At 47.4% G+C, this 21,993-nt stretch carries 12 protein-coding genes and 2 pseudogenes; 12 read left to right on the forward strand and 2 right to left on the reverse strand.

Annotated elements, in window-relative coordinates; translation table 11 throughout:
- The first annotated feature begins 58 nt into the window (after positions 1 to 58).
- The 4 genes and pseudogenes from uxaC to V8Z93_RS08915 form a co-directional block, all read left to right on the forward strand.
- A complete protein-coding gene (gene uxaC, locus V8Z93_RS08900; protein WP_439431295.1) occupies positions 59 to 1,462 on the forward strand; it encodes a glucuronate isomerase in 1,404 nt (467 codons plus the stop codon).
- A gap of 107 nt (positions 1,463 to 1,569) precedes the next feature.
- The gene (locus tag V8Z93_RS08905) at positions 1,570 to 2,889 is read left to right on the forward strand and encodes a YihY/virulence factor BrkB family protein (protein ID WP_439431296.1); all 1,320 of its coding nucleotides are present in this window, start codon (positions 1,570 to 1,572) and stop codon (positions 2,887 to 2,889) included.
- Positions 2,890 to 2,934: 45 nt separating this feature from the next.
- Entirely contained in the window at positions 2,935 to 5,142 is a 2,208-nt protein-coding gene (locus V8Z93_RS08910; RefSeq protein WP_439431297.1) for a family 20 glycosylhydrolase, read from the forward strand.
- A 464-nt stretch (positions 5,143 to 5,606) separates the two neighbouring features.
- Positions 5,607 to 6,257, forward strand: a pseudogene (locus tag V8Z93_RS08915) (reverse transcriptase domain-containing protein); the annotation flags it as partial.
- A 253-nt stretch (positions 6,258 to 6,510) separates the two neighbouring features.
- On the opposite strand, the gene V8Z93_RS08920 reads toward V8Z93_RS08915, so the two are convergent.
- Positions 6,511 to 7,953: a leucine-rich repeat domain-containing protein gene (locus V8Z93_RS08920; RefSeq protein WP_439431298.1), complete on the reverse strand. Its 1,443-nt coding sequence runs from the start codon at positions 7,951 to 7,953 to the stop codon at positions 6,511 to 6,513.
- Positions 7,954 to 9,135: 1,182 nt separating this feature from the next.
- Between V8Z93_RS08920 and V8Z93_RS08925 the strand changes: the two are divergent.
- A pseudogene (locus tag V8Z93_RS08925) lies at positions 9,136 to 10,078 on the forward strand (reverse transcriptase domain-containing protein).
- A 635-nt stretch (positions 10,079 to 10,713) separates the two neighbouring features.
- On the opposite strand, the gene rho reads toward V8Z93_RS08925, so the two are convergent.
- Positions 10,714 to 12,849, reverse strand: coding sequence for a transcription termination factor Rho (rho, locus tag V8Z93_RS08930; protein WP_439431299.1), 2,136 nt, complete (start codon positions 12,847 to 12,849; stop codon positions 10,714 to 10,716).
- 182 nt (positions 12,850 to 13,031) lie between these two features.
- On the opposite strand from rho, the gene V8Z93_RS08935 reads away from it, so the two are divergent.
- The 7 genes from V8Z93_RS08935 to V8Z93_RS08965 all read left to right on the forward strand — a co-directional run bounded on the left by V8Z93_RS08935 (position 13,032) and on the right by V8Z93_RS08965 (position 21,914).
- Positions 13,032 to 14,864, forward strand: coding sequence for an ABC-F family ATP-binding cassette domain-containing protein (locus V8Z93_RS08935; RefSeq protein ID WP_439431300.1), 1,833 nt, complete (start codon positions 13,032 to 13,034; stop codon positions 14,862 to 14,864).
- Between the two features lie 105 nt (positions 14,865 to 14,969).
- Positions 14,970 to 15,575 carry a ribosome biogenesis GTP-binding protein YihA/YsxC gene (gene yihA, locus V8Z93_RS08940; protein WP_203038965.1) on the forward strand — a complete coding sequence of 202 codons (606 nt, stop codon included), beginning with the start codon at positions 14,970 to 14,972 and terminating at the stop codon, positions 15,573 to 15,575.
- Between the two features lie 33 nt (positions 15,576 to 15,608).
- Positions 15,609 to 16,592, forward strand: coding sequence for a Gfo/Idh/MocA family protein (locus tag V8Z93_RS08945; RefSeq protein WP_203049882.1), 984 nt, complete (start codon positions 15,609 to 15,611; stop codon positions 16,590 to 16,592).
- A gap of 69 nt (positions 16,593 to 16,661) precedes the next feature.
- On the forward strand, positions 16,662 to 17,981 hold the full coding sequence (locus V8Z93_RS08950) for a DUF4421 domain-containing protein (protein ID WP_439431301.1): 1,320 nt from the start codon (positions 16,662 to 16,664) through the stop codon (positions 17,979 to 17,981).
- Positions 17,978 to 18,838, forward strand: a complete 861-nt coding sequence (locus tag V8Z93_RS08955; protein ID WP_203038969.1) for an N-acetylmuramoyl-L-alanine amidase-like domain-containing protein — start codon at positions 17,978 to 17,980, stop codon at positions 18,836 to 18,838. Before V8Z93_RS08950 ends, V8Z93_RS08955 begins: the two co-directional genes overlap by 4 nt.
- Positions 18,839 to 19,134: 296 nt before the next feature.
- On the forward strand, positions 19,135 to 21,192 hold the full coding sequence (htpG, locus tag V8Z93_RS08960) for a molecular chaperone HtpG (RefSeq protein ID WP_203049886.1): 2,058 nt from the start codon (positions 19,135 to 19,137) through the stop codon (positions 21,190 to 21,192).
- A 194-nt stretch (positions 21,193 to 21,386) separates the two neighbouring features.
- Positions 21,387 to 21,914 carry an RNA polymerase sigma factor gene (locus V8Z93_RS08965; protein ID WP_439431302.1) on the forward strand — a complete coding sequence of 176 codons (528 nt, stop codon included), beginning with the start codon at positions 21,387 to 21,389 and terminating at the stop codon, positions 21,912 to 21,914.
- Positions 21,915 to 21,993: the final 79 nt, after the last annotated feature.

Here is a 21,993-nt window from a genome sequence, read left to right on the forward strand (position 1 = left end):
AAAAATAGATCGTAATAATAAAAAAAGTAATTCAACATTTAAAACTACTATAACGATTATGAAACAATTCATGGATGAAAATTTCCTGCTCGACACAAAGACTGCGCAGGACCTCTTTCACAATCATGCGGCTAAGATGCCAATCATCGATTATCACTGCCACCTCATCCCAGAGATGGTAGCTAATGATCACAAGTTCAAGAGCATTACAGAACTCTGGCTCGGTGGTGACCACTACAAGTGGCGTGCTATGCGTACCAACGGTGTAGATGAGCGCTTCTGCACAGGTACTGACACCAGCGACTGGGAGAAGTTCGAGAAATGGGCAGAGACTGTACCATATACATTCCGTAACCCTCTGTATCACTGGACTCACCTGGAGCTTAAGACTGCCTTCGGTATCGACAAGCAGCTGAGCCCAAAGACTGCCCGTGAGATTTACGACGAGTGTAACGAGAAGTTGCAGCTGCCTGAGTTCAGCGCCCGCGGCTTGATGCGCCACTACAACGTGGAGTGCGTTTGTACAACAGACGACCCAATCGACGACCTGCGCTACCACAAGCAGACCCGCGAGAGCGGTTTCGAAATCAAGATGATTCCTGCTTGGCGTCCTGACAAGGCGATGAACATCGAGAAGCCAGACTTCGCTGAGTATATGAACAAGTTGGGTGAGGTAGCTGGTGTTACCCTCACTACATTCCAGGATATGGTAGATGCTTTGCAGAAGCGTCACGACTTCTTCACTGAGAATGGTTGCAAGTTGAGTGACCACGGTATCGAGGAGTTCTACGATGAGCCATACACCGATTCTCAGATTGAGACTATCTTCGGCAAGGCTATGCGCGGCCAGCAGCTCTCTGCTCTCGAAATCCGCCAGTACAAGCATGCCTTCCTGAAGGTTTGCGCTGAGATGGATCACGCTGCCGACTGGACTCAGCAGTACCACTATGGTGCTATCCGCGACAACAATACATTGATGTACAACAAGTTGGGTGCTGATACAGGTTTCGACTCTATCGGTGAGTTCACCACAGCCAAGGCTATGAGCAGCTTCCTGAACGAGTTGAACATGGAGGGCAAGTTGACACGTACTATCCTCTATACATTGAACCCATGTGCCAACGAGGTAATCGCTACTATGCTGGGTAACTTCCAGGATGGTTCTTGCCCAGGCAAGATTCAGTTCGGTTCTGGCTGGTGGTTCAACGATCAGCTCGATGGTATGACCCGCCAGATGAACGCACTCTCTGTATTGGGTCTCCTGAGCCGTTTCGTAGGTATGTTGACAGACTCTCGTTCATTCCTCAGCTACCCACGTCACGAGTACTTCCGTCGTTTGCTCTGCAACCTCCTCGGCAATGATGTAGAGAAGGGCTTGCTTCCTAACGACATGGAGAGCCTCTCTCGCATGGTAGAGGACATCTCTTACAACAACGCTCGCAACTACTTCAAGTTCTACTAATCCATAAAGTAGCAACTTAAGCAAAATACTAAGGCAAATCCCTTCATGGCATCAGAATGGTGTTGTGAGGGGATTTGTTGCTTGAAGACAATGAAAACCGATAGCTAATGGGAATAATAGACAGAATCATAGGCTTTTACGAGGATATCAGGGAGTTCAATTCTTCCAATATCCAGGATTTCCGGGGCAAGTTGAAGTCTTGGATCAAGATGGGTATGCTCGCTGGTCGCATCTTCTACGTCAAGGATATGTGGGCTAGGGATGTGGCGGCGCTGACCTTCGCCTCGTTCATGGCGCTGATTCCGTTTATGGCGATGATGTTTGTCATTGCCCGTGGCTTCGGCTACACCGCCCTGCTCGAATCGTGGATTTCGAGCACTTTCGAGGCGCAACCCGTTGTGGCTCAGACTATCGTGAACTTCGTTCATAATTACATAGAGAACACGCAGAGCAACTATATCATCGGTACGGGTATCGTGATGTTTCTCTATACCATCATCTCGCTGATGCAGAAGATAGAGCTTACCTTCGACGACATCTGGCATACGGGCGAGCGTTCGTGGAAGCAGATTGTTACCCAGTATCCAACCATCCTCTTCGGCTTGGGCATGATGATACTCTTTGCGTCGTTCATCAATGTATGGACAGTGAATGTGATAGACGATGTAGACAAGATTGCTGATATGGGCGAGGCGATTCCGTCGTTTCTCCTGCATCTGGCGGCATTCGTCCCGATGTTCTTCTTCTTCGTGTTCTGCTATTGCGTGATTCCGAACACCTATATCCGGTTTCGAAGCACCCTGGTGCCATCGTTCCTGGCTGGTGTCAGCATGACGGCATTGCAGTATGGCTACATCTATCTGCAGGTGTTCCTTTCCAGCTACAACGTCATCTACGGTTCGCTGGCAGCAATTCCGCTTTTCCTGCTGTGGCTTCAGATTTCATGGGCGATAGTGGTATTCGGAGCCTTGCTCTGCTATACCAATCAGAATCTGCATCATTACGATCTGGATTTGAAGTACGACCATGTGAAGCTGGAGCACCGCATCAAGGTCTGCGCCGTGGTGATGCATCTGGTTTGCCATCACTTCAACGAGGGTAAACCGGCTTATTCGCCTCAGCAGATGCATCAGATAACGAGGATTCCGCAGCAGCTCATCAACAGGGCTGTGAGCGAACTCTTGAAGGCTAAGTTGCTGGTAGAGATAAGGTTGGAGAAGAGAGGAAGCTTCGAGGAATCTATCGTGCTGCATCCGATAGAGAAGATAGATCATCTCACTTATGGCGTGATGATAGAGCGCCTCTTTACGAGTGGCGAAGATGTGGCAGCACTTGCCGATCTGAACCAGGAGTGGGCGATGTGGAAAGACATCGACCTGGTTAATTCCACCTTCGTGGAAAGCGGCAGAAAGATTCATTTCGTATGAAATAATAATGATAATAGAATATAAAACCTTTAAACCATTTAGTGTATGAGAAAATTTATTTCTTTTGCAGTCTTGGCATTGTTGGCTTCTTCCATGTCGGCACAGACCGTTGCCAACATGAAAGATTTGAGTGCCGAGAAGAAATCTGCAGCTGTTAACCTGAAGTTGACAGGAACTTTGACAACCACGAGAAATTCCGATTTCCGACAGCTTCGCGATCTCGCCTGGCAGTTGAGAGACCTCGACCTGAGCGAGGCTACCTGTCCCGTTCTCCCGAAGAACGCCTTCCATTCCCGTCATCATCTGCAGCATATCATCCTGCCAAATCAGTTGCAGGAAATAGGAAGTCAGGCATTCTTTGCCTGCGATAACCTGCAGGAAGTGGTGATTCCGCAGGGTGTAACCAAGGTGGGCGCTGCCGCCTTCTCGGGCTGTAAGAAGCTGAAAACCATTACTATCAATGGTGCTCCAGAGTTGGGTGAGTTCGCTTTTGCCAATCTTGAAGGAGTTAAGCTCATCAAGGTAAATTCCAAGATTCCGCCAAAGGCTGCCGCTACGGCTTTCTCGGGAATCAATATGCGTGGTGTGAAACTGGTGATGCCAAGGGGCAGCGAGAAACTCTATCGCAAGGCGGCAGGCTGGAACGCTTTCTTTGGCGAGGTGAAGCAGGCTAGGGAAGTTTGCAACCCCGAAGCTTGTCTGATTCCTACTCCGATGGAACTGAAGGTGAATGCCAAGGCGGCTCCTTTGCAGGTGGCAGGAAACTGGAAGGTGGTGGCTGCCGACGGATTGGCCAACGAGCAGGAGCATGCCGAGAGAATCCTGAAGGAAAGAACTGGCGGGCTGGATGCCTATGGCAAGAATGGCAGGAAGGGCGGAAACGCCAAGCAGGGCAGTCAGCTCACCATGACCCTCGCCCTGGACGAGAGCCTTCCAGACAAGGAGGCATACACCCTGGAAATACAGCAGAAGGGTGTGGTTATCAAGGGCAAGACCGCAACGGGCGTATTCTATGGCTTGATGACTTTCGACCAGCTGCTTCGTGGCGATGCTTCGAAGATAGGCTGCGACGCCATCCCTCAGTTGGTGGTAAAAGACCAGCCTCGCACCCATGTGAGAGAGCTGATGGTAGACCCATGCCGCATCTTCATTCCATACGAGGATTTGAAGGCATTCGTTCCGGAGATGGCACGCTATAAGCTCAACATGCTCCATCTGCATCTGGTGGATGACCAGGCTTGGACCATCGAAATCAAGAAATATCCCCGTCTCACTGCCGAAGCGAGCAGCCGCTGGGGCATGGACGATATGCTGATGCCTATCAAGGGCTATTACACCCAGGAACAGATGCGCGATTTCGTGGCCTACTGTGCCAAGTATCATATCCAGGTGGTTCCTGAGATTGAGATGCCGGGTCATGAAGTGGCTGCCATCAGCGTTTATCCGGAACTTACCTGCAAGGGCGTGAGAAAGCCTATCCGCACCACCTGCGGCGTATCGGATGAACTGCTCTGCGCCGGAAATGAGTTTACCTACGAGTTCCTGGGCAATGTGTTCAAGGAGCTGGCTGATGTCTTCCCATCTGAGTACATCCATCTGGGTGGCGACGAGGCTGGAAATCCAGCACTCGACTGCTGGACCACCTGTCCTAAGTGTCAGGCATTGAAGAAGAAGCTCGGCATCACCTCTACCGACCGTTCGGAAAACTGGAAGTTGCAGGGTTATCTCTTCGACCGCATTATTGACTTGCTCCGTACCCAGTATCACAAGACTCCGATGTTCTGGTATGAGACTGATTTCAAGAAGATTCAGCCAGGATGTGTCACTTTTGCATGGCGTGCCGGCTTAACCAAGGAAGCTTTGGTGGCAGCTGTAGAAAACAATGCCCGCATCCTGCTCTGTCCGGGAGAGCATTGCTATTTCGACTATCCGATGGCGAAGGGCGATATGCCAGAGGTAAACTGGGGTATGCCGGTTACTTCTCTGAAGGCAACCTACGATTTGGATCCAGCCTGGGGAATGGGCGAGGATTTCGAGAAGAACAATCTCTTCGGTGTAGCCGGAACCCTGTGGAGCGAGTGTATCAACTCGCCTGAGCGCATCTACTATCAGGCATATCCTCGTTCGCTTGCCTTGGCAGAGGCAGGATGGAGTTTCCAGAAAAACCGTTCATGGGAGAGCTTCCTGACAAGACTGAAGCCAACCGTGAAGGATATGATGCGAAGAGGCATCACCTTCTCGATGGAATATTAAGCAAGAGGGGCGAGTTCCGTAAAAGGAACCCGCCCCATCTTTATAGTATGCTCGGCATGAGCATTGTCTAATGGGTGCAAGTCCCTAGTAAGCCCTAATAGCGGGAATTACCTAGCCAATGGCAAGGGTGTCCATCGTGAGTTGGAATCTGAAAGAAGCCGGCGGCAAACATCTGACCTAACGTACAGAAACTTCATACAAGGCATATGACCGTGGATTAGATTGCTATACAAATCAAAGTCCCATAGCTATTCGGAACGGTTGGTGTAAATGAAGTGGGTATAAGATGGAAAGACAATGCCCTTATCCGAGGAGGTCTCACGGACTTGTCGAATAGCTATGTTGCGAAAGGCAAGGAGTAAAGCTAGCCGTGAGAAGTCAGCAGATGTCATAGTAGTGTGCTTTTCGATATAGCGCATGAAGGACAGAACCTATATTAAACGATAGTAATTGAAACATACCTTATGAAAGTAAGAACGCAGAAAACATTGGCAGAAGTTAATGGCTGCCCCCAAAGAGCTAGGACGGAATCCGAATGGTATGGGGGAGCGCAGACTTTCATGTGGATGTGTGAAGACAACATCATGGAAGTACCATTCGACAAGGAGCACTTGTTGGAGCGAATCCTTAGTCCCGACAACTTGAACCAAGCCTACAAGGCGGTGGTTCGCAACAAGGGATGCGGCGGTATCGACAAGATTTCTTGTGAGGAACTCCTCCCTTGGCTCTTGGCTAACAAGGATTCTCTGATACGTTCCTTGCAGGACGGTTCATACCGTCCGAACCCAGTCCGTCGAGTAGAGATACCGAAGGACAATGGCAAGAAGCGCCTGTTGGGCATCCCCGCCGTGGTTGACCGATTGGTGCAGCAAGCCATCAACCAAACCTTGACACCCATCTATGAGCGACAGTTCTCGCCACGGAGTTACGGCTTCCGCCCAAGGCGAGGATGCCACGATGCACTTAGGGGAGCGCAGAAGATAATCGACAATGGCTATATATACGTTGTCGATTTAGACTTGGAACGCTTCTTCGACACGGTGAGTCATAGCAAACTCATAGAAATCCTAAGCCGAACCATCAAGGATGGGAGGGTCGTCAGCCTTATACACAGATAGTCTTCGCAAGGCAGGGTATGTCACGCTGATGGGTTCGTATCTCGAATGGCATCCAAAATAGGAACCGCCGTATGCGGAACCGCACGTACGGTGGTGTGGGAGGTCGGTGAATGCGAAAGTAGGAGGTAAATGCCTCTTATGAGTAACATTTACCTCCTACCCGATTACTGTTTTACAGTCAATTATGCTCTTTTATATCCCGGAGCATCACAAAAATGAGAGGTTATCAGTAATCGACTGTAACCATCCATTATTGAACAGCAACTTTCTTCACGCTACCATCGCTATACTTCACGATATTCAATCCCTTGGTTGGAGCAGACAATCGCTGACCCTTTACTGAATAGCGAGCTACCTCCTCAACATCGGTAGAGGTTGTAGTCTTGTCGATGCCTGTTGCTTCGAATTCTACTATGTTCTCAAAGCTGACAAAGTCAGAGTGCCTGTAATCATCATAAGTTCCCATTGGTACATAAACTGTGCATTTCTTGGTATCAACTTCATCGAATGCATAACTACCTATTTTTGGTACTTTCTCTGCATATACATAAATAGAAGTTAATCCGCTACAGCCCCAGAATGCACGAAAGCCTATCTCGGTAATACTAGCAGGAAGGGTTAAACTCGTTAATCCGCTACAGCCACAGAATGCGTATCTGCCTATCTCGGTAATACCAGCAGGAAGGGTTAAACTCGTTAATCCGCTACAGTCTTTGAATGCCCAATCGCCTATCTCGGTAATACCAGCAGGAAGGTTCAAACTCGTTAATCCGCTACAACCAGAGAATGTGCCTTCGCTTATCTTGGTAATACCAGCAGGAAGGGTTAAACTCGTTAATCCGCTACAACCACTGAATGCGCTATTACTTATCTCGGTAATACTAGCAGGAAGGGTTAAACTCGTTAATCCGCTACAGTCACTGAATGCCCAATCGCCTATCTCGGTAATACCAGCAGGAAGGTTCAAACTCGTTAATCCGCTACAACCAGAGAATGCGCCTTCGCTTATCTCGGTAATACTAGCAGGAAGGGTTAAACTCGTTAATCCGCTACAACCTTCGAATGCGTTATTGCCTATCTCGGTAATACCAGCAGGAAGATTTAAACTCGTTAATCTGCTACATTGCCAGAATGCGTAATAGCCTATCTTGGTAATATTAGCAGGAAGGGTTAAACTCGTTAATCCGCTACAGTCATGGAATGCGCTATTGCCTATCTCGGTAATACCAGCAGGAAGGGTTAAACTCGTTAATCCGTAACAGAACTCGAATGCGCAATCGCCTATCTTGGTAATACCAGCAGGAAGGGTTAAACTCTTTAATCTTCTACAGTCATAGAATGCGTATTTGCCTATTACACCATTAGAAGTATGATGATCATAATAATAGCCATCCCCACCTTCTACAATCTTTGCCTCAGACAAATCTAACACAGAAAGCTTTCCGCCAGAATAATTACTTCCAGCCATCCAACGAATCATACTCAAATCCGTACCATTTATCTCACCAATAATCTTCAAATTGGTAATCTTATGCTTTTCACTAATTGTAATTCTATCAGGCAAAGTACCAGCCTTTTCCAAATGAATGGTGATTTGCCTTGTAATCAAGTCGTTATCGGCATAAAGCGACAAACAACCAAGCAACAGAAACATCAAGGTTAAAAAACTACCTTTCTTAATAATTTGTTTCATAATTATTTTTTTTAGTTAGACATTAAATATCATGGTAAAAACTATTCAGACTGCGTATTGCCTCAAGTCGCTGCATCTTTCCTTTACACTCACCATAACGTTTTTTAGCAATTCTAGCGATGCAGTGAAACGCAGCACTGCTAGACTTAATATGCTGGTTTACAGTCAAGTATACTCTCCACGTTGCGCAACTTCTCCAGTTGCTCAGCCTTATGAGCCTTCAGCCTCTTTACCCATTCCGCCATCTTTGACAGATGAGCTCTTGATTACTATTGTTTCATTTACATGTACCATAAGCCTATAGTTTTATATTTGGGGCAAAGATACTACTTTTATATGAAACAACCAAATTTTGGGCAGAAAATTTCACTCCGACCTCCAATAAATCGATAAGTCGGCGCTCTGTGTCTGAAAAATCCGGCATAACCTTATCTATTTAGTTAATATTCAAAATGCAAAGTAAATGAATATTAGCCTAATAGACAAGTTTTCGGAGTATTTTTAGTTTTCTTTGGCCTTTGAAAATGGTTAGGACAACTGTCGCCGAATGTTTATAAATGCGCGAAAAACACAAGAAAGATGAAAAAGTTCGTACTATACTATTTTAGGTGATTCATATTCCATGAGTTCTCACTAAAGCGGGGGGCAACTAGCCATGACAGCGAAGATCATCGGAACATTCTGCATCTTTCCTTTACACTCACCATAACGGTTGTTAGTAATTCTAGTGATGCAGCGTTTCGCTGCGTCACTAGACCTAATAGTATGCTCGGCATGAGCATTGTCTAATGGGTGCAAGTCCCTAGTAAGCCCTAATAGCGGGAATTACCTAGCCAATGGCAAGGGTGTCCATCGTGAGTTGGAATCTGAAAGAAGCCGGCGGCAAACATCTGACCTAACGTACAGAAACTTCATACAAGGCATATGACCGTGGATTAGATTGCTATACAAATCAAAGTCCCATAGCTATTCGGAACGGTTGGTGTAAATGAAGTGGGTATAAGATGGAAAGACAATGCCCTTATCCGAGGAGGTCTCACGGACTTGTCGAATAGCTATGTTGCGAAAGGCAAGGAGTAAAGCTAGCCGTGAGAAGTCAGCAGATGTCATAGTAGTGTGCTTTTCGATATAGCGCATGAAGGACAGAACCTATATTAAACGATAGTAATTGAAACATACCTTATGAAAGTAAGAACGCAGAAAACATTGGCAGAAGTTAATGGCTGCCCCCAAAGAGCTAGGACGGAATCCGAATGGTACGGGGGAGCGCAGACTTTCATGTGGATGTGTGAAGACAACATCGTGGAAGTACCATTCGACAAGAAGCACTTGTTGGAGCGATTCCTTAGTCCCGACAACTTGAACCACATATCTTCGCAGTGGTGTGATAAACAAGGGCTTGTTCGAGGCAAGTGAGGAGGGAACTCCCCAAGGAGGACCGTTGAGTCCACTGCTGAGCAACATCATGCTCAACGAGTTGGACAAGGAACTCGAACGCAGAGGTCTCCCCTTTGTTCGTTATGCCGATGACTCAATGATATTTTGTAAGTCCAAGCGAGCGGCAATGCGAGTCAAGGAGTCCATCACCAAGTTCATAGAAGGCAAACTATACCTCAAGGTGAACAAGGAGAAGACGGTCGTCTCGTATGTGCGTGGTGTGAAATACCTCGGCTACTCCTTCTATGTATCCAAAGGCAAATGCCAACTGACTGTGCATCCCAAATCCAAAGCAAAGATGAAAGCCAAACTAAAGGAACTTACGAGTCGGAGCAATGGATGGGGATATGAAAAACGGAAGCAAAAGCTAGAGGAATACATACGAGGATGGGTGGGGTACTATCATCTTGCAAATATGAAGCAACTGCTCCTTGAAACGGACAAATGGCTGCGCAGACGAATACGCATGTGTATATGGAAGTCTTGGAAGAGAGTCAAGACGAGGATTGCCAACCTCGTAAGGTGTGGTATAGATAAATGCCAAGCCTATATGTGGGGCAACAGCCGTCTTGGGTATTGGCGTGTAGCAGACAGTCCTATTTTGAAAATGGCTATCAGCAATGATAGTCTTCGCAAGGCAGGGTATGTCACGCTGATGGGTTCGTATCTCGAATGGCACCCAAAGTAGGAACCGCCGTATGCGGAACCGCACGTACGGTGGTGTGGGAGGTCGGTGAATGCGAAAGTAGGAGGTAAATGCCTCTTATGAGTAACATTCACCTCCTACCCGATTAAATCTCTCTTTATTTCTAAAGTGATTCAGATATATTCATATATATATAGTAGTGTTGCTATTCTTACTTGCTCAAGCTAACAGAATGGCTCATGTTAGTCATTTCTGGAATTGAGTTTACTACGTGTTTCAAGAACATGCCCATGCAAAGAACCATACCTGAAAACATAACTGCGGCGAAAGCCATTGTAAAAATAGTCATCATAATTATTAACCTTTTTAAAATTTATTATTTGTTATTCCTTAAATACGAGTGCAAAGTTAACACTTTTTTATCAAATAACGGCATCTTTTGCCGAGAAATATCATTGCAATATGCATTTCTTGATATGGGTCAACCACTTGTTTTTAGCCTTGAAAATGACACTTTGCTATTATTTTTGCTAGTTTTGTGGCAATAATTTATATATCACTTTGTTTCTACTTTGTTATGTGTGTAACAAGGTAAGGCTTCCTATCAGATGATAAGAAAAGGGCGCTTCGTCCTAAAGGATGAAACGCCCTCAACTTTTATGCTGTTAAAGCTGAATCTATGAATTCATGGAAATCAGGAACTCCTCGTTGTTGCGAGTAGTCTGCATGCTCTTGTGGATGGTATTCATCGCCTCGATAGGGTTCATATCTGAAATGAACTTGCGCAGAATCCACATGCGGTCGAGCGTCTTCTTGTCCTGCAAGAGGTCGTCGCGACGGGTAGAAGAAGCCACCAGGTTGACGGCAGGGAAGATGCGCTTGTTGCTGAGTGAGCGGTCGAGCTGCAACTCCATGTTACCGGTACCCTTGAACTCCTCGAAGATAACCTCGTCCATCTTGCTACCTGTATCAATCAGGGCTGTAGCGATGATGGTGAGAGAACCGCCACCCTCGATGTTACGGGCTGCACCGAAAAAGCGCTTTGGCTTCTGCAATGCGTTGGCATCCACACCACCGGTCAACACCTTACCTGATGCTGGGGCTACGGTGTTGTAGGCACGTGCCAGACGGGTGATGGAGTCGAGGAAGATGACTACATCGTGACCGCACTCTACCATGCGCTTTGCCTTCTCCAAAACGATGCCCGCAATCTTCACGTGGCGCTCGGCTGGCTCGTCGAAGGTAGAGGCGATGACCTCGGCATTCACGGTGCGAGCCATATCGGTAACCTCCTCAGGACGCTCGTCGATGAGCAGCATCATGAGGTATGCTTCTGGGTGGTTGGCTGCGATGGCGTTGGCAATGTCCTTCATCAGGATGGTTTTACCGGTCTTTGGCTGAGCCACGATGAGCGCACGCTGTCCCTTACCGATTGGTGAGAAGAGGTCTACCACGCGGGTGCTCAGGTTGGTGGTGCGACGGTCGCCGCAGAGATCAAACTTCTCGTTAGGGAAGAGTGGGGTGAGGTGCTCGAATGGAACACGGTCGCGTACCTCTGATGGGTCACGGCCATTAATCTTGTCGATGCTGGTAAGTGGGAAGTACTTCTCTCCCTCGTGAGGAGGACGCACGTGGCACTGAACTACATCACCCGTCTTCAATCCATATCGCTTCACGAAATTGGTAGCCACATAGATGTCGTCTGGAGAAGAAAGATAGTTGAAGTCGCTGCTGCGAAGGAATCCGTAGCCGTCTGAAAGCACTTCGAGCACACCATTGGCGCTGATGATGTTGGAGAAGTCGTATTCTGGCTCCCTGTTGGCTGTCTGAGGTGCAGCGGCAGGAGTGTTGCCGGATGCAACCGGAGTGGTAGGGCGATCGAAGATATCGTATGTTGGCGTGGCTGCCTGGTCTTCGATTGGAATATCTACCACGGTGATGAAGTCGGTGCCGTCGCCTGGGTCGCCGCTCCAGACGCCGTCTGGAGTAGTCGCGGCTGCAGCGCCTGCGGCATTGTTTGCCTTCTTGACGGTCTCTTTAGCCTCTGCCTTTTCCTCATGGTCTGCTGGCTTATCGTTATGAGAGTTGAGCTTTGCCTGGAGCATAGCCATCAGTTCGTTATTGCTTTCGCTGTTGTCGCTGGATTCGCCAGTGGCAAACTGGGCTTCAGGAATGAAATGCTCTTCGCTCTCTGCGACTGCTGCCTGGTCAGACTCAGCCTGTGCTGGCTGTTCTGCGCTAGCCTGTGCCGCCTGCTCTTCGTTGATCTGTGCCTCCTGCTCATCATCAGTCTGTACATTCAGCTCAGCATCAGTCTGTGCATTCTGCTCAGTCTCGCTGTTGCTCTCGGCATCAAAAAAATTGCCTTCATTTTCGCTTTCCTCTTGCTGCTGAGCAGCCTGCTGCATCTTGATGGCAGCAGCTTTAGCCGCAGCAATGGCCTCCAGTTCTGCCTTGCTCTTTCTGCCTCTGTGCTTTGGGAAAGCAGCCAGCGGATCTGCTGTGGCTGCGGCTCCCTGTGGGGCTGCATCCTGCGATGCATCTACAGGTCCGGTAGCCTGGTTCTTCATCACGTCGAAGTTCTCGCCATCAGTTCCATTGACAGAATAAACACGGTCTTCTTTCTTGCTGGCAATGCGTGTACGTTTACGCTTTGGTGCAGCATCATCTGTTGGGCCTTCAGCCTGGGCATCAAGGATGGTATAGATAATAGTCTCCTTGTTGTCGCCTGACTTAATCTTGGCTCCAATCTCTTTAGCAATGTCCTTCAGTTGAACGACACTTTTTGCTGATAATTCGTCTTTGCTATACATTATTATATTGTATATTATATGATTTTTCTATGAAATGTAGCGTTTCGAGAATGGAAACACTAGATGTTTTGATTAAATTCGGTGCAAAGATAACTAAAAAAATTGTTTCTGCCAAATAAGATAGCCAAAAAATTTTGTTTCTGCCAATTTTTTTTGTAACTTTGCACACAAAAATAACAAAAATGGCTAGTCAAATACCTTATTTAGACGTTCAAAACCTCACCAAACGTTTTGGAGCTGAGGTTCTTTTTGATAATATCTCCTTCTCTATCGCTGAAGGACAGAAGGTGGGACTCGTGGCGAGAAACGGCACGGGCAAATCTACGTTGATGTCGGTGCTCATGGATAAGGAGGGACATGAGAGTGGCGACATCATCTATCGCCGCGACCTGAAGGTGGGCTATCTGGAGCAGTCGCCGAAGTTCGACCCGGATGAGAGCGTGCTCGAGGCTTGCTTCAACCACGAGGATGACCCCGAAAAGGTGCTCAAGGCTAAGCAGATTCTCACACAGTTGCATATCACCAACATGGATCAGCCGATGGGACAGTTGAGTGGTGGTCAGCAGAAACGTGTGGCGCTTGCCAATGTGCTGATTGATGAGCCCGACTTCCTGATGCTCGATGAGCCTACCAACCACCTCGACCTGGAGATGATTGAGTGGCTGGAGGGCTATCTGAACCGTGGCAACAAGACCATCTTCATGGTAACCCACGACCGATTCTTCCTCGACAAGGTGTGTAATACCATCCTGGAACTCGATGATAAGACCATCTACACCTATCGTGGCAATTATGCCTACTATCTGGAAAAACGACAGGAGCGCATGGACAACCTGCGTGCCGAAATCCAGCATTCCAAGAATCTCTATCGCAGAGAGCTGGACTGGATGCGCCGACAGCCTCAGGCTCGCGGTCATAAGGCGAAGTATCGTGAGGATGCCTTCTACGAGTTGGAAAAGGTGGCGAAGCAGCGCATCGAAGACCGACAGGTGCGCCTGAAGGCTTCTACCGTATATATCGGTTCCAAGATTTTCGAGTGCCAGTATGTGAGCAAGGCGTTCGACGACAGGGGTAAGAAGAAGGTGATTCTCGACAACTTCTACTACAACTTTGCCCGATTCGAGAAGATGGGCATCGTGGGTAACAACGGTACGGGTAAATCTACCTTCATCAAGATGCTCCTGGGCGAGGTGCAGCCTGATAGCGGCAAGTTTGATATCGGAGAGACCGTGCGCTTCGGCTATTTCTCGCAGGAAGGATTAAAGTTCCGTGAAGACCAGAAGGTCATCGATGTCATCACCGAGATTGCCGACTATATCGACCTGGGAAATGGCAAGCACATGACGGCTTCGCAGTTCCTGCAGTTCTTTCTCTTCACTCCCGAGGAGCAGCACAACTACGTATATAAGTTGAGTGGTGGCGAGAAGCGCAAGCTCTATCTCTGTACGGTGCTGATGAGGAATCCTAACTTCCTGGTGCTCGATGAGCCTACCAACGACCTCGATATCCAGACCCTCCAGGTATTGGAAGAATACTTGCAGGATTTCGCCGGTTGCGTCATCGTGGTGAGTCACGACCGCTATTTCATGGACAAGGTGGTGGACCATCTCCTGGTGTTCAAGGGCGAGGGCGAGATTCAGGATTTCCCTGGCAACTATACGCAATATCGTGACTGGAGCCGTTTGCAGGAGAAGGATGAGGCAGAGAAAGCTGCGGCTGCAGCGAAAACCACAGCCAGCAACAGCGCCAGCACAAACGATGGAGCCGGCACCGCCAAGCGTGATGCCAACTTTGAGAACAAGCGCAAGATGAGCTACAAGGAGAAGCGTGAATATGAGCAGCTGACCCAGGAAATAGATAAGCTCACCGAAGAGCAGAAAAAGTTGGAAGAGGCCCTTTGCAGCGGCACCCTCTCGGTAGAGGAACTGACGGAAAAGAGCAAGCGCCTGCCTGAAATCAAGGACGAACTTGACGAGAAGGAAATGAGATGGCTGGAATTGGCAGAAATGCTCTAGACTTTGAACATTGAACATTGAACTTTGTGCGTTGAACATTGAACTTTACGATAAGTTAGTGTGCTGCCTTTAATAATTAAACATTTATAAAAGAAAATAGAAAGAATGGAAATTAAGAAATCTGAATTTACAATATCGGCTCCACGAGTGAGCATGTGCCCTAAAGATAACAAGGCCGAGTATGCCTTCATCGGCAGAAGTAACGTGGGCAAGTCGAGCCTCATCAATATGCTCTGCAATCACAAGGGTTTGGCTAAAACTTCAGCCACTCCGGGTAAAACCCTGCTCATCAACCACTTTATCATCAATAACGAATGGTATCTGGTCGACCTTCCTGGCTATGGCTTCGCCAAGCGCTCCAAAACCGTGCAGAAGCAGTTGGAGCAGATGATCAGCAGCTATATCCTGCAGCGCCCACAGTTGGCAAACGTCTTCGTACTCATCGATGTGCGCCACGACCAGCAGAAGATAGACCGTGAGTTCGTGGATTGGTTGGGCGAGAGCAATGTGCCTTTCTGCATCGTCTTCACCAAGGCTGATAAGTTGGGTCCAGTCAAGGCTCGCATGAATGCAGAAAAGTGGATGCACGCTCTGGAAGACCGTTGGGAGGCGCTCCCTCCATACTTCATCACCAGCAGTGAGAAGAAGACGGGTCGTGACGAGGTGCTCGACTATATCGACGAAATCAACAAGTCTCTGGCAGGAGAGTAACTGCCGGATGTCTTCTAAAAAGAGAAGAAAAGAATGAAACAGATTAACTGGGGATTTATCGGCTGCGGTGAAGTAACCGAAAAGAAGAGCGGTCCGGCATTCAACGAGGTGGAGGGATCGCAGGTTGTTGCGGTGATGAGCCGTAGCGAACAGAAGGCGCGAAGCTATGCCGAGCGCCATCATATAAGAAAATGGTATACCGATGCGCAGGAACTCATCGACGACCCTGACGTGAATGCCGTCTATATCGCTACGCCACCGTCATCACACGCCACCTTTGCCATCATGGCGATGCATGCAGGCAAGCCTGTATACGTAGAAAAGCCTCTGGCAGCAAGCTATAACGACTGTATCCGCATCAACAGAATCAGCGAGCAGACCGGTGTGCCTTGCTTTGTGGCATACTATCGCAGGTATCTTCCTTACTTTCAGAAAGTGAAGGAGATTATCAACAGTGGAACTATCGGAGAAATAGTCAATGTACAGGTTCGCTTCTCGGTACCTCCCCGTGACTTGGATTACAAAAGTGGCAAGGAGATGCCTTGGCGTGTGCAGCCAGACATTGCTGGTGGCGGCTATTTCTATGATTTGGCACCACATCAGATAGACCTGTTGCAAGACCTCTTTGGTGTGATTACCCGTGCCCATGGCTATCCTGCCAACCGTGCGCATCTCTATAAGGCAGAAGATACGGTATCGGCATGCTTCTTCTTCGAAAGTGGCGTGACGGGCAGTGGCAGCTGGTGTTTCGTGGGACATGAGAGTGCCAAGGAAGACTGCATCGAGATTATCGGTGACAAGGGTTCGCTTTCGTTCTCCGTGTTCACCTATCAGCCTATCGTCTTGATAACAAGCGAGGGTAGAACCAGCATCACGGTTTCCAATCCGCCGTATGTGCAGCTGCCTATCATCAAGAATGTGATAGAACACCTGCAGGGTATCAGCACCTGTACTTGCACCAGCGTTTCGGCTACTCCGGTAAACTGGGTGCTCGACCGCGTGCTTTGGAAGAACTAACGTTTGATTTTGTAAGTGCTAACGTGTGTCTTGAAGAACTGAATTGTAGAATTTCAAAGAGTCAATAAGATGAAAAGAAGAATTTGGTCTTTAGTGGGAGTCTGGTTGTTCGCTTTGCTGCCAATGATGGCGGTGGAGCGGGAAACGTCTCATTTGTCTGCTGGTCAAAGCAAGACAGACCAAAGTAAGACTGACCAGAACAAGACTGTTGCCGATTCTTCTTTGATGAAAACGCTTTTCAACTCTACGATGTTCAAGGGAAACTCTGAGGATAGCCTGACGCGTGCCCGACATGAGAAAACCTTCTTCCACCGTTTGGGAATGACTTTTACGAATTTCTTTCGGGAGTTTTCAAATATCAACGAACAGTATATCGAGCCTCAGCATTACAATTATACCGTGATGCTCCAGAATACCAATACCTATGAGGTCTATACCCTTTATGGTGAGGAAGGACAGCGCATCTCGTTTGCACCTGATCCTTCATGGCGATTGGGCCCTTATCTGGGATGGCGATGGGTGTTCCTGGGTTATACCATAGACTTGAAACACATCAATATGAAGAGTAACCACAGTAGCAAGAAGGAGTTCAATCTGAGCCTGTATAGCAGTTTGCTCGGAGTGGATCTGTTCTGGCGGCAGACGGGTAACGACTATCATATCCAAAGAATGGATCTGGGAGCTGAAGTGAATACGGATGCCCTCAAAAAGGTATCTTTCGATGGTTTCAAAGGAAGTATCAAGGGTTTGAACCTTTACTACATCTTTAATCATCGTAAGTTCTCATATCCAGCAGCTTATTCGCAAAGCACGAAGCAGAAGTTGAGCGCCGGTTCATGGATGGTAGGCTTGGGATATACCCAGCATCAGCTGGAAGTGGACTGGGATAAACTCTCGAATATCGTGGATGAACGGCTGAATCAGAAATCCAGGAATCAGCAGAATCAGGAAGCCAGGACTCAGCAGAATCAGGAAGGCGAGATTCAGACGGAAGCGAAGATTGATAGCAGCCTGATGTTCTCGAAGGTGAGGTATAGCGATTATTCCGCTACGGTGGGATATGGCTACAACTGGGTGTTTGCCAAGAACTGGCTCTTCAACGCCTCGCTTTCCGTGGGACTTGCCTACAATCATTCCAGATCAGACGATCCGGAGCAGGACAAGTTTAACCTGAAGAACTTCAACTTCAAGAATTTCAACATCGATGGTGTGGGCCGTTTTGGTGTGGTATGGAATAATGACAAATGGTATGCGGGTATCAGTTCTGTCATTCATTCTTACAATTATCATAAAGATCATTTCTCTACCAACAATTCCTTCGGCTCCCTGAACATCTATGTGGGCGTGAATTTTGGTAAGAAGCGGGAATATAAAAATGTAAAACAATGAAAGTAAAGCATAGTTTTTTGTTTTTTGCAGCGGCATTCATGATGGTGATGCCGGCTTTAGCAAAGTCGGGCGTGGTGTATCAGCGCCAGGATAGTATGCGGATTGTTTCTTTGCTCCAACAGGCAAAGGCGATGAAGAAGAAACCTGCCAACTGGATGATGTGGTTCGGAAAGCAGTTTGTGGGTGTTCCCTATGTGGGCGGCACCCTGGATAGAACTAAGGAGGAGCAGCTCGTGGTGAATACCCGTGAACTGGATTGCACCACCTACGTAGAAATCGTGACCGCTCTGACGATGTGTGCCAAGAATCACGAAACCAGTTTTGCTGCCTTCTGCAATCATCTCAAGCATGTGCGCTATGTTGGTGGCGATGTGGAGTATGTAAAGCGCCAGCATTATTTCACACTCTGGGTAGATGACAACGTAAAGGAAGGCATCGTGAAGGATATTCAGAACAATCCACCTTTCACGGCTGTGCAGACCATCAGCGTAAACTGGATGTCTACTCATCCATCCAGCTACAAGATGCTTTCGGCTCATCCACAGTGGCAGTCGGGCATCCGGGCTTTGGAACAGAGCATCAATGGCAAGCGCTATCGCTATATCCCGAAAGGGGAGATTCGCAACAACCAGCTTTTCAGAAATACCATCAAGAATGGCGATATCCTTCTGATGATTACCCGTAAGAAAGGATTGGACACCACGCATATCGGCATTGCTTCCTGGCACAAGGATGGTTTGCACCTGCTTAATGCCAGCAGTATCCACAAAAAAGTGATTGATGAACCGATGACACTTTATACCTATATGCAGAAACATCCATCCCAGATAGGTATCCGTGCCTGCAGGGTGTTGTGATATTTCTAAATATTATCATCATTGGTTGAAACATTCCGATAAATGGGATGTTTTCCTACTCCATATTTATCCTTAAGGCTAATTATTTTTAGGCTTAAGGATAAATATATTTAGTCTTAAGGCTATTTATATTTTCCCTTAAGGCTATAGTTTTCTTCTCTTGAAATCCCTCTTTCTTTCTCTTTATTTTGTTCAGTTATTTGCTTTCTGTTGCGCCTATCCGCCTTTTTGGCACGCTATTTGTAAATGTAATAGGCAGAAATAAATAAAGTAAAACATATAAAACATTATAAATTATGGCACAGAAAGGTAATATCGGTGTAACGACAGAGAATATTTTCCCTGTCATCAAGAAATTCTTATATTCAGATCATGACATCTTCCTTCGTGAGATGGTTTCCAACGCTGTAGATGCTACACAGAAGTTGAAGACTCTTGCTGCCCAGGGCGACTTCAAGGGTGAGATTGGCGACACTACTGTACGCATCTCTCTCGACGAGAAGGCTGGTACCCTGACTATCAGCGACCGTGGTATCGGTATGACTGAGGAGGAAATCGATAAATATATCAACCAGATTGCATTCTCTGGCGTAACAGACTTCCTCGACAAGTACAAGGAGAATGCCAACGCAATCATCGGTCACTTTGGTCTCGGTTTCTATTCTTCTTTCATGGTAGCCAGCAAGGTGGAAATCATCACCAAGAGCTACAAAGAGGGTAGCAAGGCTGTGAAGTGGAGCTGTGATGGTTCACCTGCTTTTGAAATCGAGGATGCTGACAAGGCTGAGCGCGGTTCAGATATCGTTCTCCATATCGCTGACGACTGCAAGGAATTCCTCCAGAAGAACAAGATTGAGGAACTCCTGAACAAGTACTGCAAGTTTATGGCAGTGCCTGTAGCCTTCGGTAAGAAGACAGAGTGGAAGGACGGCAAGAACGTGGAGACAGACGAGGATAACATTATTAATAATGTGGAGCCTCTCTGGACCAAGACTCCTAGCACCTTGAAGGATGAGGACTACAAGAAGTTCTATCATACCCTCTATCCAATGCAGGACGACCCATTGTTCTGGATTCACCTGAACGTAGATTTCCCATTCAACCTGACGGGTATTCTCTACTTCCCACGCATCAAGAACAGCATCGACATGCAGCGCAACAAGATTCAGCTGTATTGCAACCAGGTATTCGTAACAGACCAGGTAGAGGGCATCGTTCCTGAGTTCCTGACCCTGTTGCATGGAGTTATCGACTCACCGGATATCCCATTGAACGTGAGCCGCAGCTACTTGCAGAGCGACAGTAACGTGAAGAAGATTTCTACCTACATCACCAAGAAGGTGGCAGACCGCTTGAACTCTATCTTCAAGGAGAACCGCAAGGAATTCGAGGAGAAGTGGGATGACCTCAAGCTCTTCATCAACTACGGTATGCTTTCTCAGGACGACTTCTACGATCGCGCCAAGGACTTCGCTCTCCTGAAGGATGTAGAGGGCAAGTACTTCACTTACGAGGAGTACAAGACGCTGATCAAGGACAACCAGACCGATAAGGATGGCAACCTGGTATATCTCTATGCTAACAACAAGGAGGAGCAGTACTCTTACATCGAGGCTGCCAAGCAGAAGGGTTATTCAGTGCTCCTGATGGAAGGTCAGCTGGATACTCCAATGGTCAATATGCTGGAGCAGAAGCTGGAGAAGAGCCGCTTCACCCGTGTGGATGCGGATATCATCGACCGACTCATCGTAAAGGAGGATGCCAAGAAGACAGATTTGACAAAAGACCAGTCTGACAACTTGACAGAAGTGTTCCGCTCTCAGATGCCTAAGCTCGACAAGGCAGAGTTCTTCGTAGAGATTCAGGCTTTGGGTGAGCAGAATCAGCCAGTGCTTATCACCCAGAACGAGTACATGCGCCGTATGAAGGCGATGAGCCAGTTCCAGGCAGGCATGAACTTCTATGGTCAGATGCCAGACAGCTACAACATCGTATTGAACTCAGACCACGCTTTGGTGAAGAAGGTATTGGAGGATGCTGAGGCTAACACCGCCGATGCATTGAAGCCAATCCTTGCAGAAATCAAGGGTCAGGAAGCTCGCCTTGCAGTGCTTCATCAGGAGCAGAGCAAGAAGAAGCCAGAGGAGATAACCCAGGAAGAGAAGGATGATGTTCACAACACAGAGAAGGCTATCAGCGACGAGAAGGCTAAGCGCAATGATATCATCTCGGGCTATGCCAAGAACAACAACATCGTTCATCAGCTCATCGACCTCGCCCTGTTGCAGAACGGTATGCTGAAGGGTGCTTCTCTCGATGCTTTCCTGAAGAGAAGCGTGGATATGATTAAGTAATACGGCATTAATTGGCGTATATAACTTTACGAGATGTAACATTTGGGGTTACAAATTGTTTCTAGATATGTGCTAAATGTTTCAAAGCAGACATTTAGCACATTTTTTTGTCCCTTTTCTTTGGTAGTGTTATCCGTTTTTTGTAACTTTGCATTACTTAATTGAATAAGCATATAATAATCAGAACCACCATCATGGAACGAAACAAAGAATCTGAACGCAGCTTAATAGCTGATTATTACACAAAGCATTTCGAAGAATTGAAGGCGTTTGTGTATTCCCGTCTGCCGATAGCGGATGAGGCTGAGGATATAGTGCAGAACATTTTTCTGAAACTGTTGGAGTCGAAGAAGATGATTACGCCTATCACCTTGCCTTGTCTTGTCTATACTATGGCGAGAAACTTGATTGCTGACTACTGGCGCCACAGACAGCAAGGTGAGGTGTACGAGCATTTCATCAAGACAAGCAATTGGAGGTCGAGAAGTACCGAGAGCGTCGAGTCGCTGTTCTCGGCTCAGGAAGTGAACGAAATGTTAGAGTGCGGTATCGCCCAACTTTCCGATAAGCAAAGCAGTGTTTATCGCTTGAATGTTTATGAGAATATGCCCGTGAAAGAAATCGCTACAACGCTCAATTTGAGTTACAAGAAAACCGAAAATCGCCTGGGTATTGCCCGCAAGAAGGTTCGTGACTTTATGACGAAGGCGTTGGCTGGTTAGGGTAGTTGTGGGCGATGTCTATCTGATAGACATTTTGGTAGGTGGTATAATGATTTTTGATATTGTGATATAATGTGAT

The organism is Segatella copri, from assembly GCF_051861805.1.
Taxonomy (GTDB): domain Bacteria; phylum Bacteroidota; class Bacteroidia; order Bacteroidales; family Bacteroidaceae; genus Prevotella; species Prevotella copri_M.